Source organism: Micromonospora sp. NPDC047187 (assembly GCF_040643355.1).
Classification (GTDB): domain Bacteria; phylum Actinomycetota; class Actinomycetes; order Mycobacteriales; family Micromonosporaceae; genus Micromonospora; species Micromonospora salmantinae.
The window spans coordinates 54,831-71,184 of record NZ_JBEYUF010000030.1; the positions used below are offsets into that span (position 1 = coordinate 54,831).

Below are 16,354 nucleotides of genomic sequence, written 5' to 3' on the forward strand. Positions count from 1 at the left end.
TCCCGGCGCTTCGTGTCGGTGACCAACTTCTACGCTTCGATGGCGGTTGCGGCGCACCCACGCCGGCAACCGACAACCTCGGACGAGCGACGGTCAGTGACCGCCACCGGCGAGCACGAAGACGATGGCCACCCAGACGGCGGCGAGGGTGAAGCCCAGCGGGGCGACGTAGCGGCTCATGACGGCTCCGGGTGGCGGCTGGACGGTCCGCGTGCGGGGGCGGACCGCAGGGGGTGGGGACGCGCACACGAAGTCGTGACCGGGCGGCTCCCGGCGACCGCCCGGGATCGGGCGGCGCGGCACACTCACCTCGGCAGTTGCCGACGTGGTGGGGAGCGGAGCGGGGTCAGCTCACCAGACTGAGTCGTGGCTCAGCGGGACTGACCATCGGCCCGGCCACGACTGGGAGGATCGCTATCTCGCACAGCGATCACCTCCTGCAAGTCGGGCGGGCCGGAACGTCGATGATCGTACACCTGCGGTGCCGGCGGAACGCACTCGGCCGACCGGCCGGAGACCCCTCCACCGCCCGGTTGGCGACGCCGCTCGCCACCAGCGCGTACGCCTCGGCGGAACGACATCGGCTGCCCCACCCGCACCACGGTGACCAGCACCACGGCGAGCAGCGGCAGCCAGCAGCAGCGCGCCAGCACCCACCCCGGGCCGTCCGGGGCGGTGTGCAGACCGGGCAGGGCCAGCCCGCTGCGGGCGGTGAGCGCGGTCACCGCCACCAGTACCGGCTGGTGCCACAGGTAGATCCGGACGGCGGACCGGTTCACATCGGTCACCGCTCGACCCGGCAGCGGCCGGGTCACCAGCCGGTGCAGTGCCGGCCGGGCGAGCAGCCCCAGCCCGACCTGGGTCACCGCCAGCGCCACGACCAGCAGCGACGGCGGGTTCAGGTTGGACACCCCCGCCCCGGGCACGCCGACCGCGCTCGCCGGGTAGCCGAGCGCCAGCAGCGCCGCCAGCGCGACCGCCCCACCGGCCGCCAGTGTGCCGCCCGCCCGCCGCCCGTCCAGCCACCCCTCGGCGTGCGCCACACCCAGCAGGTACGGCACCGACCAGGCCGCCAGCACGGTGACCGGGGGCAGGTCGGTGCCGGCCGGCAGCAGCCGGACGGCCAGGTCGACAGCGGCCACCACGGCCACCGCCGGCGCACCGCACCGCGCCACCCCCCACCGGCGTACGGCGACGCGCAGCGGGCCGGTCACCGCGACCAGGATCACCAGCGGGAGCAGGAACCACAGCGGGCTGACCGCCAGCCGCAGCGCGACGGCGAGCGTGTCGTCCGAGGTGCCGACGACGGTGGCGGTGAGCAGCACTGCGGCACCAACACCGAGCAGCGCCACGGTGGGCAGCAGCAGGCGGCGCAGCCGACCGGCCAGCCAACCGCCCGCGCCGCCCGGGTAGCGGGCCAGCGACCGGGTCGAGCCGAACCCGGCGGTGAAGAAGAACAACCCGAGCGTCTGCAACACCCAGGTCACCGGGGCCAGGTCGGGCAGGGCGGTCAGCGGACTGGCCTGGTGCAGCCCGCCGTCGCCGGCCAGCACCAACCCGGTGACCAACCAGTGCCCCAGCACCACACCGCCGACGGCGTACGCCCGGAGCGCGTCGACGGCACGGTCCCGGCTCATCGGGCCTCCCCGATCCGATCGGTGTCGACGCCGCCCAGCACGACCGCCGCCACCGCGACCAGCGCGGCGCTGCCCGGCGCGAGGTAGCCGTCGTGCCCCGCCACCCCACCCACCGGCAGGGGGCGGGCGCCGAACGCCGGATCGCCGGGTCGCCGGCCGAAACCCAGGCCCGGCAGCCGCACCGGCGGTACCCGACGGATCCAGTCGGTCGGCGCCTCCGCCGCCCAGAACCGCCGCCCGCCGGGCAGGTCGTCGGCGCGCTGCACCCCGGCGCCGACGCCGCCGAGGCTGACCACGTCGGTGACCTGGGCCGGGGCCTGCGCCGCCGCCAGCGACACCACCAACGACCCGTAGCTGTGCCCGACCAGCGTGATCGCCGCGGCCGGACGCCGCCCGGCCAACTCCCTCAGCAGCGTGGCCAGCCCGGCCGCGCCGCGCCGTGCGCTGACGCCGCCGGCGGCGGTCAACACCCCGTCGGGCGGGTCGTAGCCGAGCCAGGCCAGCACCGCGACCCGCGCCGTCGGGTCGGTCGCCCGCAGCTCCCGGTAGAGCTGCCCGGCCTGCACCGCCGGCGCCCGCCGGGCCACCCCGCCCAGCCCCCTGTCGAAGTCGGCGAGGGTGCTGCCGACCCCCGGCACCAGCACCGCGATCCGGTCCGCGTCGGCGAGGTCGCCGAACACCTCGACCGCGCGGCCGTCACCACGCCCGTCGAACAGCAGGAACCGGCGTCCGTCGGCCACCCAGTCCGCGTACGGGGGGCCGGCCGCGCGCATCGCCGCCGCCATCACTGGGTACGCCTCGACGAACCCCGCCACAGTGGCCGGCTCGGGTCGGGTCGGCAGGACCAGGTTCACGCCGAGCAGCGCGGCCATCGCCACCCGGCTGGCACCTCGTCGTCGCATCACGTTCTCCCTCCGGAATGTCGTCCGGAGGGAGAGTGCGCCCAGGGGCGAGGCCCGGTCGTCGTCCCGCAGAGCCGTTCCCGGGCTGGCTCCACAGGGCTACTCGCCGGCGGCCACCAGACCCGTCTCGTACGCCAGCACCACTGCCTGGGCCCGGTCCCGCAGACCCAGCTTGGACAGGATCCGCCCGACGTGCGTCTTCACCGTCTGCTCGGCCACCACCAGGTCACCCGCGATCTCCGCGTTGTTGCGACCCCGGGCGATCAACCGCAGCACCTCGGTCTCGCGGGGGGTGAGCCCGGCCAGGTCGGTGGGGCGTGGGCGGCGGCGGTCCGGACGGGCCGCGAACTCGGCGATCAACCGACGGGTGACACCCGGGGCGAGTAGCGCGTCCCCGGCCGCCACCACCCGCACCGCCTGCACCAGGTCGGCCGCCGGGGCGTCCTTGAGCAGGAACCCGCTGGCCCCGGCGCGCAGCGCCTCGTACACGTAGTCGTCCAGGTCGAAGGTGGTGAGGATGAGCACCCTGGGGCGCTGCGCCGACCGGTCACCGAGCAGCTTGCGGGTGGCCTCCAGCCCGTCCATGACCGGCATCCGCACGTCCATCAGCACCACGTCCGGGTCGAGGTGGCGGGCGGCGGCCACCGCCTGCGCGCCGTCGGCGGCGTCCCCCACCACCAGCAGATCCGGTTGGGCGGCGAGCAGCGCGCCGAAACCCTGTCGGACCATCGCCTGGTCGTCGGCGATCAGCACCCGGATCATCGGTCCCCGCCCTCCACGTCGTACGGCAACTCGGCCACCACCGCGTAACCCCCGTCGGGCAGCGGCCCGGCGGTGAACGTACCGCCCAGCGAGGTGGCCCGTTCCCGCATGCCGGTCAGCCCGTGCCCGGAGCCGCCGTCGGGGGTCGGTCGGACGTCGACCGGGGAGTTTTCGACGCGTACCCCCAGACCAGACCGGCCGACGCGGACGGTGACCCGCACCGCGGCGCCGGCCGCGTGGCGGGCCGCGTTGGCCAGGCCCTCCTGCACGATGCGGTACGCGGCCAGCCCGACCGGCGCGGGCACCCGCCCGTCCTCCACCGGCTCGGCGTCCACTGTCACCGGCAGCCCGGCCCGGCGTGCCGCGTCCACCATCGCGCCCAGGTCGGTGAGGTCCGGCTGCGGCGCGGTCTGCGGCCCGGTCGTCTCGCTGCGCAGCACCCCCAACAGCCGCCGCATGTCGGTGAGCGCGTCGCGGGCCGACGCGGCGATGGCGACGAACTCCGCGGCTGCCGGGGCCGGCACGTCCGTCAGCCGGTACGGGGCGGTCTCCGCCTGCACCGCTATCAGCGACATGTGGTGGGCCACCACGTCATGCAGCTCCCGGGCGATCCGGGTGCGCTCCTCCAGCACCGCGCGGCGCTCCTGCTCCCGTTCGCTCAGCTCGGCCTGCGCCGCCAGCGCGTGCCGGGACAGCCGGTTGCGGCGGATCAGGTCGCCGACGATCGCCAGCGCGCCGAGCAGCAGCAGGACGGGGACCCGGTTGTCGGGGTGGACCAGGGTGAGCACCGGCACCGTGCTGATCGTCACCACCCAGGCCAGCACCGGCCGGTCGACCCGTGCGACGACCACCGCCAGCACCGCGATCGACCCGAGCGCCAGCGGCGGGGTCCACGGCCAGGCCTGGTCGGCCGGGGCGTTGAACGTGCAGATCAGCAGGGCCAGCACCGTCAGCCGCCAGGCCAGCAGGGGACGCCGGGGCAACGCCAGCAGCGGCGCCACAGTCATCGCCGCGAAGAGCATCGCGATCGGTGTCGGCAGCCCCCATTCGCTCTCCACCGTCAGCGTGATCAGGAAGATACCCAGCGCGGCGAGCAGGCCGACCGGCGCGGCGTAGCGGGCCGGCCCCGGCCAACGGGCCAGCAGCGGCCGCTCGGGCCGGGCGTCCGGGCCGAGCACTGTCTGCCGCAGGGCCCTCAGGGCCACCGCGATCGGATGCCGGTTCACCACCCGGAGGCTACGGGCCGACCCCGCCACGAGGCGTGCCACCAGGGGTTGATCCCGGTGTGGTACCCCAGTGTGACGCGACTCCCGTTAGCGCTTACCTGCCGGTAACGCCTAGGCTCCGACGCGTCCGTGCTGACCATTCGCAAGGGGGAACAGTGGCCCGAACCGTGCTGGTGACCGGGGGTAACCGAGGGATCGGCCTGGCCATCGCGCAGGCCTTCGCCAAGCAGGGCGACCGGGTGGCGGTCACCCACCGTAGCGGCGAGGCACCCGACGGGTTGTTCGGCGTCCGCGCCGACGTCACCGACGCCGCCTCGATCGACGCCGCGTTCGCCGCCGTCGAGGCCGAGCTGGGGCCGGTCGAGGTGCTGGTCGCCAACGCCGGCATGACCGCCGACACGCTGCTGCTGCGGATGTCCGAGGAGCAGTTCACCGACGTGGTGGACACCAACCTCACCGGTGCGTTCCGGGTCGCGAAGCGGGCCTCCGGCAAGATGCTCCGCGCCAAGTGGGGCCGCATGATCTTCATCTCCTCGGTGGTCGGCCTCGCCGGCGGCGCCGGGCAGGTCAACTACGCCGCCAGCAAGGCCGGCCTCGTCGGCGTCGCCCGCTCGATCACCCGGGAGCTGGGCAGCCGCAACATCACCGCGAACGTGGTGGCGCCCGGCTTCATCGACACCGACATGACCGCCGGCCTCACCGGCGACCGCAAGGCGGAGATCCTCAAGTCCATCCCGGCCGGCCGGATGGCCAGCCCGGACGAGGTCGCCGCCGTGGTCACCTGGCTGGCCTCGGACAGCGCCGGGTACGTCTCCGGCGCCGTCATCCCGGTCGACGGCGGCCTCGGCATGGGCCACTAACCCTTTTGACTACGGAGGAAATCAGCGATGTCCGGACTGCTCGCCGGTAAGCGACTGCTCGTCACCGGTGTCATCACCGACGCCTCGATCGCCTTCTCGGTGGCGAAGCTCGCTCAGGAGAACGGCGCGCAGGTCGTGCTCACCGGCTACGGCCGGCTCTCCCTGGTCGAACGGATCGCCAAGCGGCTCCCCGAGCCGGCGCCGGTCATCGAGGTGGACGTCACCAACACCGAGCACCTGGCCGGCCTCGCCGACCGGGTACGCGAGCACGTCGACGGCCTCGACGGTGTCGTGCACTCGATCGGCTTCGCCCCGCAGAGCTGCCTCGGTGGCGGCTTCCTCGACGCGCCCTGGGAGGACGTGGCGACCGCCCTGCACGTCTCCACCTTCTCGTACAAGTCGCTGGCCATGGCGGCGCTGCCGCTGATGTCGCCCGGCGGCGCGGTGGTCGGCCTGACCTTCGACGCGACGAAGGCGTGGCCGGTCTACGACTGGATGGGCGTGGCCAAGGCCGGCCTGGAGTCCGCGTCCCGCTACCTGGCGCTGCACCTGGGCAAGCAGGGCATCCGCAGCAACCTGGTCGCCGCCGGGCCGCTGCGCACCATCGCCGCGAAGTCGATCCCCGGCTTCGACCAGTTCGAGGAGGCCTGGGCCGAGCGTGCCCCGCTGGGCTGGAGCCTCACCGACCAGGAGCCCGCCGCGCGGGCCTGCCTGGCGCTGCTCTCCGACTGGTTCCCGGCCACCACCGGCGAGATCGTCCACGTCGACGGCGGCTACCACGCCATCGGCTCCTGACGCTTCACCCCGACGCCCCCCGGTCACCGTCCGCGTGATCTACGCGTCCGGACCAGGGGGCGTCGCCGGGACGTCCCGGCCGAGGGGCAAGAATGACCCCATGTCGTACGACGCGGTGGTGCTGGTGTCCTTCGGCGGGCCCGAACGGCCCGAGGACGTGATGCCGTTCCTGCAGAACGTGACCCGGGGCCGGGGTGTGCCTCCCGAACGACTGGTCGAGGTCGCCGAGCACTACCAGCACTTCGGTGGGGTGTCCCCGATCAACCAGCAGTGCCGGGACCTGCTGGCCGCCGTCCGCGCCGACTTCGCCGCGCACGGTGTCGACCTGCCCATCTACTGGGGCAACCGCAACTGGGACCCGATGCTCGCCGACACCGTGACCCAGATGCGCGACGACGGGGTCACCCGGGCGTTGGCCTTCGTCACCAGCGCGTACGGCGGCTACTCGTCCTGCCGGCAGTACCAGGAGGACATCGCCGCCGCCCGCGCCGCCGTCGGCCCGGACGCCCCGGTGATCGAGAAGCTGCGTCAGTTCTGGGACCACCCCGGCTTCGTCGAGCCGCACGTCGACGCGGTTCGGGCGGCGCTGGGCCAGCTCGACCCGGCGAAGCGGGACACCACCCGGCTGGTCTTCACCGCCCACTCCATCCCCAACTCGATGGCGGCGAACGCCGGCCCGCACGGCGGCCGGTACGAGGCGCAGCTGCACGAGACCGCCCGGCTCGTCGCCGCGGCCGCCGCACCCGACCTGGGGTACGACCTGGTCTGGCAGAGCCGCTCCGGCCCGCCGCAGGTGCCGTGGCTGGAACCGGACATCAACGACCACCTGGCCGCCCTCGTGCAGGGCGGCACCACTGGTGTGGTGGTCAGCCCGATCGGGTTCGTCTCCGATCACCTGGAGGTCGTGTGGGACCTGGACACCGAAGCGCTGGAGACGGCGAAGCAGCTCGGCCTGGACTTCGTCCGGGCCGGCACGCCGGGCACCGACCCGCGTTTCGTGACCATGGTTCGTGAGCTGGTCACCGAGCGAACCGACCCGGACGGCGCGCAGCTGCGCCGCCGCCTGGGCGAGCTGCCCATGTGGGACACCTGCGCCACCGTCTGTTGCGTACCGACCCGTCGCCCCTGACCTCTGAGGATCATCATGCAGGACCGTAAGCCCGTGCAGAGTTGGCTGACCGACATGGACGGCGTGCTGGTGCACGAAGGCCAGCCGGTGCCCGGCGCACCGGAGTTCATCAACCGGATGCGCGCCTCCGGCAAGCCGTTCCTGGTGCTGACCAACAACTCGATCTACACCCCGCGGGACCTGACGGCCCGGCTCAGCCGGATGGGGCTGGACGTGCCGGAGGAGTCGATCTGGTCCTCCGCCCTGGCCACCGGCCAGTTCCTCGCCGACCAGCGGCCGGGTGGCACCGCGTACGTCATCGGTGAGGCCGGGCTGACCACGGCGCTGCACGCCGTCGGCTACGTGCTGACCGACTTCGCCCCCGACTACGTGGTGCTCGGCGAGACCCGCACCTACAGCTTCGAGGCGATCACCAAGGCGGTCCGCCTGATCAACGACGGCGCCCGGTTCATCTGCACCAACCCCGACGTGACCGGCCCGTCCGTGGAGGGCGCGCTACCCGCCGCCGGCTCGGTCGCCGCCATGATCTCCAAGGCGACCGGGGTGGAGCCGTACTTCGTCGGCAAGCCCAACCCGATGATGATGCGCTCGGCGCTCAACACCATCAACGCGCACTCGGAGAGCACCGCGATGATCGGTGACCGGATGGACACCGACATCCTGTGCGGCCTGGAGGCTGGGCTGGAGACGATCCTGGTGCTCACCGGGATCAGCAGCCGCACCGAGGCGGAGCGCTACCCGTACCGCCCGTCCCGCATCATCAACTCGGTAGCGGACCTGCTCGACGAGATCTGATGCTCGTGGCGGTGCTGTGGCGCCCTCCGGTCAGGGGCGCAGGGGGGCGTTGCAGGCGGCCACCAGCGCCTGCCGGCAGGCGGCGGTCAGGGGGCGAAGTGCCGCGTCCCGTTGCTGCGCCTCGTAGTTGTTGATCGCTCCGCCCGGGGCGGCGTGCCCGGCCAACGCCAGCACCCGGTCGAGCACCGCGGCCCGGGCGAAGAGTCGGCGGGCCCGCGGGTCGAAGCCCGGTGGGAGATCGGTGGCGCCGTCCGGGCGGCGGAGTGCGGCCAGCGCACCGGCCAGCTCGGGCCGCCACTGGGCGACGTCGAGGCGGGTCAGCACGGCGGTCGTCTCGGCCAGCGCGGCGGCCAACTCGGCCTCCGCCTCGGCGGCGCCAGGCAACGAGAGTGAGGCGGCGGCGGCGTTGGCCGGCAGCGGATAGACCCGCCAGAGCACCGTCTCGAAACAGTCCCCGGAGCCGGAGGTGTGCAGCCGCACCTGGGGGATCAGCCCGAGCCCGCCGGCGACCACCGCCTCGCCCGTGACCAGCGCCGCACCGGCGAAGTCGCCGGGGCCGGGCAAACCCCTCGGGTCGCCCGGCGCGGGCAGCACCAGGCGGATCTCGTCCGGGGAGAGCTTGGCCAGGGTGGGCAGCGCGGCGCCCAGCGGGACGTCGGTCCAGGTGCCCGGGGCGTCCGCAACGAGGTGTTCCTCGTCGCCGGCGATGGCGTCGGCGACCTCGTCGTAGGGCACCAACCCGGCGCGCCACGCGCGCACCCAGGCAACGAACCGGCTGGACCGGCGCGGCGCGAGTGTGGCCGCGCCCGTTGCGGGGGTGGACATGCCGAAAGGGTACGTGGTCACGACCGGCCCTGTCTCGGCTGCCGCTCCGGTCGCCCGGCCTGCCCCCAACTGCCCTGTTCGCCCCAATCCCCGCCCCCTGTGGTCGGCGGTCAGAGCGCGGGGCGGTGTGTCGGGGGCCGGGGTGGGCGCGGGCTGGGTTTAGCGTGATCGACATGGCGGGGCGATACGGCGAGGACGTGTTGGCGGGCGATTGGCGACGGCGCAAGGTCACCCCCGAGGTGGACGCCGAACCGGATCTCGTGGTCGAGGATGCCGATTCCGGGTTCTGCGGAGCGGTGGTGGGCTTCGAGGCCGGCGCTGTGGTGTTGGAGGACCGGCACGGTAAGCGGCGCAACTTCCCGCTGCTGCCGGCGGCGTTCCTGCTCGACGGCAGCCCGGTGACGCTGCGCCGCCCGACCCGCGCCGCGGTACCGGCGGCCCGTCGGCGGACCGCGTCCGGTTCGGTTGCCGTGGACAATGTGCGGGCCCAGGTGGCGAAGGCCAGCCGAATCTGGGTGGAGGGCATCCACGACGCCGCGCTGGTCGAGCGGATCTGGGGCGACGATCTACGGATCGAGGGCGTGGTGGTCGAGCCGTTGGACGGCATCGACGCCCTCGACGCCGAGGTACGCGACTTCGGCCCCGGCCCGACCCGACGACTCGGCGTACTCGTCGACCACCTGGTGCCGGGCAGCAAGGAGAGCCGGATCGTCGCCCGGGTGAACTCGCCGCACGTGCTGGTGACCGGGCACCCCTACGTGGACGTGTGGCAGGCGGTCAAGCCGGCCGCGTTGGGCATCGCGGCCTGGCCGGTGGTGCCGCCGGGGCGGCCCTGGAAGGAGGGGGTGTGCGCGGCTCTCGGGGTGGCCGAGCCGGCCGACATGTGGCGGCACATCCTGTCCCGGGTGAACAGCTTCGCCGACGTGGAGACCCCTCTGATCAACGCCATGGAACGCCTCATCGACTTCGTCACCGAGCCGGCCTGACCGCCTGGTCCTCCGGTCCGCCCGGCATGGGTCAGGGAACCTCGTCCGGGCTGCGCGTGAAGACGAACGTGGCGATGTCGACCGCCCGAGCCCGTCCGTCGTCGTCGCGCAGCACCGACAGGATCTCGCCGTTCTCCGGGCCGGACCGTCCCCGCCAGCGGTCCGTCCCCTCGGCGGTGAACCGGCTCACCCGCTCACCGCGTACGTGGGCCACCAGGTCACCCGCGTCCCAGCTCAGGTCCAGCGGAGTGCCCATCCACCACCAGCGGCCGGTCAGCTCGGCCAATTCGGCACCCGGGGCGGCGGGGGCCGGCCGCCACGGCTGCGGGAACGCCGGCTCGGCGTCCAGCACCGTGGTCAGCAGTTGACGGCCGAGTCCGGTGATCGGGAAGCCGTACGAGTTGGCGAAGCCCACCACCGCGGTGCGGGTGGGCCGGTGCACCACGAGGGCGGCCACGTACCCGGGCATCGAGCCGCCGTGCCCGACGTACACGCGCTCGCCGTCGCGGTAGAGCTCCAGCCCCAGGCCGTGCCCGCCGGTCCAGGAGTCGGGGTCGCTGATCACCACGGGGGCACACATCTCGGTCAGCGTCTCGGCGGCCAGCACCGACGGGTCGGGGTCGGCCAGGAACGCGGCCCAGCGGCCCAGGTCCTCGATCGTCGACCAGAGCTGCCCGGCGGGGGCCATGGCGCCGGTGTCGGTGCGGGGTTCCTCGCGCAACGTGCCGTGCCAGGGGTGGACGACGTAGCCGCGGGCGTAGGGCTCGGTGGCCGCGTAGGTGGTGCGGCGCAGGCCCAGCGGGGTGAGGACCCGTTCGTCGAGCAGGTCGGCCCAGTGTGTCCCGGTGAGCCGTTCGAGCAACCCGCCGAGCAGTCCGTACGCCAGGTTGGAGTAGTGGTACGCGCGGTGCGGCGGGTAAGCGATCTTGTCGGCGTCGACCTCGGCGAGCAGGGTGGCCAGGTCGACGCCGGCCGTCCGCTCCCACCAGTCGCCCTCGGGTTCGCGTTGGATGCCGCTGGCGTGGCCGAGCAGTTGGCGCACTGTGAGCGCGCCCACACCGGTGCCCGGCAGGTGCTGCTCCAGCCGGTCGTCCAGGGCCAGTCGGCCGGCGTCGCGCAACTGCATGATCAGGGTGGCGGTCATCGTCTTGCTGATCGAGCCCACCCGGTACTGCAGGTCGACATCCGGGCGGGGGTGATCGCCGGCGACGGCCACATGCGCCAGCGTGCCGTCGCGGACCACGCCCAGCACCAGCGACGGGGTGTGACCGTCGGCCTGTGCCCGGGCGACCCGGGTGTCGATCTGTCGGGCGGTCTCGGGTAGCAGGATCAACGGGATCTCCTCGGGTCGGGCCGCCGATTTGTGGTGTTTTGACGGGCCGGAAAGGGTCTCGCAGAGCCTACTGATCTTCGCGGGGAGGCCGCGCGTGCATTTGCGTGTCACGATCGGGGGGTGGACGCCGTGGTGTGGATCGTTTTGGGTGTGCTGCTGGCCGTCGCCGAGATTTTCACGACGACGCTATTTCTGATCATGTTCGGGGCCGGTGCGTTCGCCGCCGCCGGTGCGGCCGCCCTGGGCGCGCCGGTCGCCGTGCAGGCGCTGGTCTTCGCTGTGGTGTCGGCGTTGAGCCTGGTGGTGGTCCGACCGGTCATCCGGCGGCACAGCCGCTCGGCGCTGGAGAGCGGCGAGCAGCCGTTCGGCGTGGAGGCGATCGAGGGCTCCACGGCGCTGGTGCTGGAACGGGTGGACGCCGAGCAGGGTCTCGTCAAGATCGACGGTGAGTTGTGGAGCGCCCGGTCGTACGACACGACACAGGTCTACGACCCCGGTCAACGGGTTCGGGTGATAAAGGTCCGGGGCGCTACCGCCCTGGTGTGGCAGGACGATGTTTCTTCCGCCGGCGAGCTGCCGGAATCGAGAGGGTGAACGGGATGACCTTAATCGGGGTGGTGGTGATCGCGGTGGCATTGATCGCCGTGATAACGCTGGCCAAGGCGGTGCGGATCGTGCCGCAGCAACGCCAGGACGTGGTGGAACGGCTCGGCAAGTACAAGCGCACCCTCAGCCCCGGCCTCAACCTGCTGGTGCCCTTCGTCGACGCGGTCCGTACCAAGGTCGACATGCGGGAGCAGGTGGTCAGCTTCCCGCCGCAGCCGGTGATCACCTCGGACAACCTGGTGGTCTCGATCGACACGGTCCTCTACTTCAAGGTGGTCGACTCGGTCCGGGCGACCTACGAGATCTCCAGCTTCCTCCAGGCCATCGAGCAGCTGACCGTCACCACGTTGCGTAACGTGATCGGTTCGCTCGATCTGGAGCGCGCGCTGACCAGCCGGGACGAGATCAACAGGCACCTCTCGGGTGTGCTGGACGAGACCACCGGGCGCTGGGGCATCAAGGTGACCCGGGTCGAGATCAAGGCGATCGAGCCGCCGGCCAGCATCCGCGACTCGATGGAGAAGCAGATGCGCGCCGAGCGGGACCGTCGCGCGGCGATCCTCACCGCCGAGGGGCACAAGCAGTCGGTGATCCTCACCGCCGAGGGTGACAAGCAGTCGGCGGTGCTGCGGGCCGACGGTGACCGGCAGGCCCGGATCCTGCAGGCCGAGGGTCAGGCCAAGGCGATCCGTACGGTCTTCGACGCGATCCACCAGGCCAACCCGAGCCAGAAGGTGCTGGCCTACCAGTACCTGCAGGCTCTGCCGCAGATCGCCCAGGGCAGCGCCAACAAGGTCTGGATCGTCCCGGCCGAGCTGACCAAGGCCCTGGAGGGGATGGGTGGCGCGCTCGGTGGGCTGAGCCAGATGGTGGGGGATCTGCCCGCTCCGGAGGCGGCCGAACACGCGAGCCAGGTGGAGCGCGAGGCCGCGGAGGCGGCGCAGGCCGCGGCGGACGCCGCCCAGCAGATCCACGACGAGGTACGCGTCGCCGAGGCGCAGGCCACCGGCGGCAACAAGCCGCAGGGGCTGCCCGCACCGGAGCCGGTGTCTCCGGCCAGCCTGACCGAGGACCCGGCCGACCAGCGCGAGCGCGGCTGATCCGGTACGCCGGCCGCCCGGTCGGCTAAATACGAGAAAGACTCATGGGGCGCTCCGACGCCTGCCACGATCGGTCCTAGGACGGGTGGTGACCAGGCAATCGGGGCGCCCCGGCGCGTCGGTGCACCGCTCGACGACGAGCGAGGTGACGCATGAAGGATCCGGCGAATCGGATGTGGTCCTCGGCCCCGGTGCCCGGCGCACACGACCCGGTCGCCCCGCTGGGCTCCCGGCGCAGCGGTGGCGGGTTCGGCGTACTGCCCTTCGTCGGCGAGCCGACCCCGGGCGCCCCCGCCACGAACGCCAGTTGGGCCTGGTCGGTACGTCGGTTCGCACGGGCGGCGGTCTGGCTGCTGCCCGCGTACGCCATCCTCTACGGCGCGGTGGCGATGGCCAGCGACGGAGGGGTGGGCAACGACCCCTATCCGGCCGACGGCCGGGCGGTGTACCTGATCGGTTGGGTGGCCGCGGTCTGGCTCGGCCTGCTCGCGCTGTTGGCCCTCACCGGGCTGCTGGCCGCGACCCGCAGCCGCCGGGCGGCCGCCGCCGGGCTGCTGGTCAGCATCGCCGGCACCGTGCTGATGCTGCCGTTCGCCGGGTTCGAGGAGCAGACGCCGGTCTTCGGCGCCACCGCGCGGTCGCTGGTCCTGCTCGGCGCGACGTTCTACAGCGCGGGCTGGTTCCTCACCGGGTGGGCGGTGGCCCGCTCGGGCACCTTCAGCCTCGGCGACGGCGTCATGCTGATCATCGCCGCGCCGCTGCTCGGCCTCGGTGGTGCCCTGATCGGCTCGTTGCAGACCTTCGGCGCGATCTTCGTGCTGATCGCGGGCATCGGCATCGGCTACCGCTCCGGCCGCCTGATGCCCCGCGAAACCGCCAGAGACGCCGCCACCGCCAGCCTAAGCACGCCCAACCCCTAACCCACCCCGCCCGGCCTCGGCCTCGGGCCTGCCCCTCGTCCGTTGATCATGAAGTTGTTGCGCTCGGCCTCGGCGTGTCATGGCAACAACTTCATGATCAACGCGGGTCGGGGTGGGGGTGAAGTTGGTGACAATTGGGGGGTGGGGGTGGTCGGTTAGCGGCTTTCATGGCAATCCTGGGGAGCATGGCCGCCCCCCGCTCGCCGCTGTCGCGGCTGTTCACAGTGCTGCTCGCCGGCGTGTTGGCCGGGCTCGTCCTGGCAGTCGCCGCGCTGCCGGGCAACCTGCTGCTCGGGCTCACCGCCCGCTCCGCGCTCGGGTCGTACGCCGCGTTGCCGGCCTCGCTGAAGACCCCGGCCACGCCGCAGCGCTCGTACCTCTACGCCAACGACGGCAAGACGCTGATCACCACGTTCTACGACGTGAACCGCACCGACGTCCCCCTGTCGGAGATCGCCCCGGTCATGCGGCAGGCGATCGTGGCGGCCGAGGACCGGCGCTTCTACGAGCACGGTGGCGCGGACCTGCGCGGCCTGGCCCGGGCGCTGGTGGCAAACGTCAAGGGTGGCGGCACCGAGCAGGGCGGCTCGACGCTGACCATGCAGTACGTCCGTAACGTGCTCAAGACGGACCCCACCCGCACCGCCGAGGAGCGCGCCGCCGCCACCGATCCCACGGTGGGCCGCAAGATCCAGGAGATCCGGTACGCGAGCGCGCTGGACAAGAGCCTCGGCAAGGACGAGATCCTCGACCGGTACCTGAACATCGCCTACTTCGGCTCCGGCGCGTACGGGATCGCGGCGGCCAGTCAGCGGTACTTCGGCAAGCCTCCGGCGCAGTTGACCCTCGCCGAGTCTGCCCTGTTGGCCGGTCTGGTGCAGTCCCCGGACGCGTACAGCCCGATCAGTGGCGACAAGGACGAGGCACTGAGCCGCCGGTCGTACGTGTTGGACTCGATGGTCGCCACCAACGCGATCACCGCCGCGCAGGCCGCCCAGGCCAAGGCCGAGCCGCTGGCCCTGCGCCCCACCGCCCAGCCCAACGGCTGCACCGCCGTCTCCCAGGGCCACGACGACTGGGGCTTCTTCTGCGACTACCTGCGCCAGTGGTGGCTGACCCAGCCGGCCTTCGGGGCGACCGTCGCGGAACGCGAGCAGGCACTGCGTTCGGGCGGCTACACAGTGGTCACCTCGCTGGACCCGAAGATCCAGGCCACCGCGCAGCAGCAGGCCACCAAGGTCTACTCCTACGACAACAAGCGCGCCCTGCCGATCGCGGCGGTCCAGCCGGGCACCGGGCGGGTGTTGGCGATGGCGGTCAACAGGCACTACAGCCTCGCCGACAACCCGGCCGGGCAGGCGAACTACCCGAACACCGTCAACCCGTTGATCTCCGGCGGAGCCAGCGTCGACGGGTACCAGGCAGGCTCCACCTTCAAGCTGTTCACCATGCTCGCCGCGCTGGAGTCGGGCCGTACCCTCTCCACCGGTTTCGACGCGCCCGCCAAGCTGCCCACCCGGTACGCCGCCGAGGGCCCGGGAAGCTGTGACGGCCAATGGTGCCCGGCGAACGCCAACCCGGACTGGATGGACGGGTACCGGATGATGTGGGACGGCTTCGGCCGCTCGGTGAACACCTACTTCGTCTGGCTGGCCGAGCAGGTCGGCCAGGACAAGGTGGTCCAGATGGCGCAGCGGCTCGGCATCACGTTCCGCGCCGACTCGGACGCCGCCTTCGCCAAGAACAACGCCGCGAACTGGGGTTCGTTCACCCTGGGCGTGGCGGCCACCACCCCGCTGGACCTGGCCAACGCGTACGCCACTGTGGCCGCCGAGGGCACCTACTGCACGCCGGTGCCGGTGGTTTCGGTGACCGACGCGGACGGCACGAAGGTGCCGGTGGGGCAGCCCTTCTGCAAGCGGGTGCTCGACGCCGACGTCGCCCGTGCCGCGACGGACGCGGCGCGCTGCCCGGTGGGTCAGCAGTCGGCGTTCGGGCAGTGCAACGGCGGCACCGCCACCGGCGTGAACGACATCCTCGACGGCCGGCCGGTGGCTGGTAAGACGGGTAGCTCGGAGGAGAACTCCACCGAGACGTTCGTCGGCTTCACCCCGCAGATCGCGGTGGCCGGTATCGCCGCCAACCCGGACGACCCGGCCGACTCGGTGGGCTCGGCGGTGCAGGCCAAGGTGATCGACGCGGTCGCCCGGGTCATCGCCACCGCTGTCAAGGGCCAGCCGGAGAAGGCGTTCGCCGCGCCGAGCCACGAGTTGGCCGGTGACCCGCACCGCCCGGTGGAGCGTCCGACGGTCCCGAACCGTCGACAGGACCCCACCACCGACGACCCCCGCTCAGCCCTCCAACGCTGGCTGGACCGCCGAGGCTGACCACCCCCCCCCCCCCCCCCCCCCCCCACCCCCCCCCCCCCCCCCCCCCCCCCCCCCCCCCCCCCCCCCCCCCCCCCCCGCGGGGGCTTTG

The 16,354-nt window shown here is 72.8% G+C and carries 16 protein-coding genes; 9 read left to right on the forward strand and 7 right to left on the reverse strand.

From position 1 onward, the window contains the following. Nucleotides 1-93: 93 nt before the first annotated feature. The 5 genes from ABZ794_RS30185 to ABZ794_RS30205 form a co-directional block, all read right to left on the reverse strand. Nucleotides 94-309 (reverse strand): hypothetical protein, encoded by a 216-nt coding sequence (locus tag ABZ794_RS30185; protein ID WP_196925116.1) that lies wholly within the window; start codon nucleotides 307-309, stop codon nucleotides 94-96. 62 nt (nucleotides 310-371) lie between these two features. Further along, the gene (locus ABZ794_RS30190; protein WP_357518753.1) at nucleotides 372-1,637 is read right to left on the reverse strand and encodes an acyltransferase; all 1,266 of its coding nucleotides are present in this window, start codon (nucleotides 1,635-1,637) and stop codon (nucleotides 372-374) included. Next, nucleotides 1,634-2,539 (reverse strand): alpha/beta hydrolase, encoded by a 906-nt coding sequence (locus ABZ794_RS30195; RefSeq protein ID WP_357518755.1) that lies wholly within the window; start codon nucleotides 2,537-2,539, stop codon nucleotides 1,634-1,636. The genes ABZ794_RS30190 and ABZ794_RS30195 overlap by 4 nt, the downstream gene beginning before the upstream one ends. A 99-nt stretch (nucleotides 2,540-2,638) precedes the next feature. Continuing rightward, nucleotides 2,639-3,301: a response regulator transcription factor gene (locus tag ABZ794_RS30200; protein WP_357518757.1), complete on the reverse strand. Its 663-nt coding sequence runs from the start codon at nucleotides 3,299-3,301 to the stop codon at nucleotides 2,639-2,641. Continuing rightward, nucleotides 3,298-4,527, reverse strand: coding sequence for a histidine kinase (locus ABZ794_RS30205; RefSeq protein ID WP_357518759.1), 1,230 nt, complete (start codon nucleotides 4,525-4,527; stop codon nucleotides 3,298-3,300). The genes ABZ794_RS30200 and ABZ794_RS30205 overlap by 4 nt, the downstream gene beginning before the upstream one ends. A 155-nt stretch (nucleotides 4,528-4,682) precedes the next feature. Between ABZ794_RS30205 and fabG the strand changes: the two genes are divergently transcribed. From fabG to ABZ794_RS30225, 4 genes are all read left to right on the forward strand, one after another. Continuing rightward, on the forward strand, nucleotides 4,683-5,387 hold the full coding sequence (gene fabG, locus ABZ794_RS30210) for a 3-oxoacyl-ACP reductase FabG (protein ID WP_210786386.1): 705 nt from the start codon (nucleotides 4,683-4,685) through the stop codon (nucleotides 5,385-5,387). A gap of 27 nt (nucleotides 5,388-5,414) precedes the next feature. Then, nucleotides 5,415-6,182 carry an enoyl-ACP reductase FabI gene (gene fabI, locus ABZ794_RS30215; RefSeq protein WP_210786387.1) on the forward strand — a complete coding sequence of 256 codons (768 nt, stop codon included), beginning with the start codon at nucleotides 5,415-5,417 and terminating at the stop codon, nucleotides 6,180-6,182. 100 nt (nucleotides 6,183-6,282) lie between these two features. Further along, nucleotides 6,283-7,311: a ferrochelatase gene (locus ABZ794_RS30220; protein WP_357518762.1), complete on the forward strand. Its 1,029-nt coding sequence runs from the start codon at nucleotides 6,283-6,285 to the stop codon at nucleotides 7,309-7,311. A gap of 15 nt (nucleotides 7,312-7,326) precedes the next feature. Continuing rightward, the gene (locus tag ABZ794_RS30225; RefSeq protein WP_210786389.1) at nucleotides 7,327-8,106 is read left to right on the forward strand and encodes an HAD-IIA family hydrolase; all 780 of its coding nucleotides are present in this window, start codon (nucleotides 7,327-7,329) and stop codon (nucleotides 8,104-8,106) included. A 30-nt stretch (nucleotides 8,107-8,136) separates the two neighbouring features. On the opposite strand, the gene ABZ794_RS30230 is transcribed toward ABZ794_RS30225, so the two are convergent. After that, nucleotides 8,137-8,931: a hypothetical protein gene (locus ABZ794_RS30230; protein ID WP_210786390.1), complete on the reverse strand. Its 795-nt coding sequence runs from the start codon at nucleotides 8,929-8,931 to the stop codon at nucleotides 8,137-8,139. Nucleotides 8,932-9,104: 173 nt separating this feature from the next. On the opposite strand from ABZ794_RS30230, the gene ABZ794_RS30235 reads away from it, so the two are divergent. Further along, nucleotides 9,105-9,917, forward strand: coding sequence for a DUF3097 domain-containing protein (locus ABZ794_RS30235; protein WP_238688213.1), 813 nt, complete (start codon nucleotides 9,105-9,107; stop codon nucleotides 9,915-9,917). Between the two features lie 31 nt (nucleotides 9,918-9,948). On the opposite strand, the gene ABZ794_RS30240 is transcribed toward ABZ794_RS30235, so the two are convergent. Further along, a complete protein-coding gene (locus tag ABZ794_RS30240) occupies nucleotides 9,949-11,250 on the reverse strand; it encodes a serine hydrolase domain-containing protein (protein ID WP_238688214.1) in 1,302 nt (433 codons plus the stop codon). 120 nt (nucleotides 11,251-11,370) lie between these two features. On the opposite strand from ABZ794_RS30240, the gene ABZ794_RS30245 reads away from it, so the two are divergent. The 4 genes from ABZ794_RS30245 to ABZ794_RS30260 all read left to right on the forward strand — a co-directional run bounded on the left by ABZ794_RS30245 (nucleotide 11,371) and on the right by ABZ794_RS30260 (nucleotide 16,263). Next, entirely contained in the window at nucleotides 11,371-11,844 is a 474-nt protein-coding gene (locus ABZ794_RS30245) for an NfeD family protein (RefSeq protein ID WP_091403880.1), read from the forward strand. 5 nt (nucleotides 11,845-11,849) lie between these two features. Further along, a complete protein-coding gene (locus ABZ794_RS30250) occupies nucleotides 11,850-12,956 on the forward strand; it encodes an SPFH domain-containing protein (protein WP_210786393.1) in 1,107 nt (368 codons plus the stop codon). Between the two features lie 152 nt (nucleotides 12,957-13,108). Further along, the gene (locus ABZ794_RS30255; RefSeq protein WP_210786394.1) at nucleotides 13,109-13,876 is read left to right on the forward strand and encodes a hypothetical protein; all 768 of its coding nucleotides are present in this window, start codon (nucleotides 13,109-13,111) and stop codon (nucleotides 13,874-13,876) included. 185 nt (nucleotides 13,877-14,061) lie between these two features. Further along, complete coding sequence (locus ABZ794_RS30260; protein ID WP_238688215.1) at nucleotides 14,062-16,263, forward strand: transglycosylase domain-containing protein; 2,202 nt, start codon at nucleotides 14,062-14,064, stop codon at nucleotides 16,261-16,263. Nucleotides 16,264-16,354 lie beyond the last annotated feature (91 nt).

Bases quoted from the DNA above. Each gene is read 5' to 3' on its own strand.
- ABZ794_RS30190 (WP_357518753.1), bottom strand. From the start codon at position 1,637: ATGAGCCGGGACCGTGCCGTCGACGCGCTCCGGGCGTACGCCGTCGGC.
- ABZ794_RS30195 (WP_357518755.1), bottom strand. From the start codon at position 2,539: ATGCGACGACGAGGTGCCAGCCGGGTGGCGATGGCCGCGCTGCTCGGC.
- ABZ794_RS30200 (WP_357518757.1), bottom strand. From the start codon at position 3,301: ATGATCCGGGTGCTGATCGCCGACGACCAGGCGATGGTCCGACAGGGT.
- fabI (WP_210786387.1), top strand. From the start codon at position 5,415: ATGTCCGGACTGCTCGCCGGTAAGCGACTGCTCGTCACCGGTGTCATC.
- ABZ794_RS30220 (WP_357518762.1), top strand. From the start codon at position 6,283: ATGTCGTACGACGCGGTGGTGCTGGTGTCCTTCGGCGGGCCCGAACGG.
- ABZ794_RS30225 (WP_210786389.1), top strand. From the start codon at position 7,327: ATGCAGGACCGTAAGCCCGTGCAGAGTTGGCTGACCGACATGGACGGC.
- ABZ794_RS30230 (WP_210786390.1), bottom strand. From the start codon at position 8,931: ATGTCCACCCCCGCAACGGGCGCGGCCACACTCGCGCCGCGCCGGTCC.
- ABZ794_RS30235 (WP_238688213.1), top strand. From the start codon at position 9,105: ATGGCGGGGCGATACGGCGAGGACGTGTTGGCGGGCGATTGGCGACGG.
- ABZ794_RS30250 (WP_210786393.1), top strand. From the start codon at position 11,850: ATGACCTTAATCGGGGTGGTGGTGATCGCGGTGGCATTGATCGCCGTG.
- ABZ794_RS30255 (WP_210786394.1), top strand. From the start codon at position 13,109: ATGAAGGATCCGGCGAATCGGATGTGGTCCTCGGCCCCGGTGCCCGGC.
- ABZ794_RS30260 (WP_238688215.1), top strand. From the start codon at position 14,062: ATGGCCGCCCCCCGCTCGCCGCTGTCGCGGCTGTTCACAGTGCTGCTC.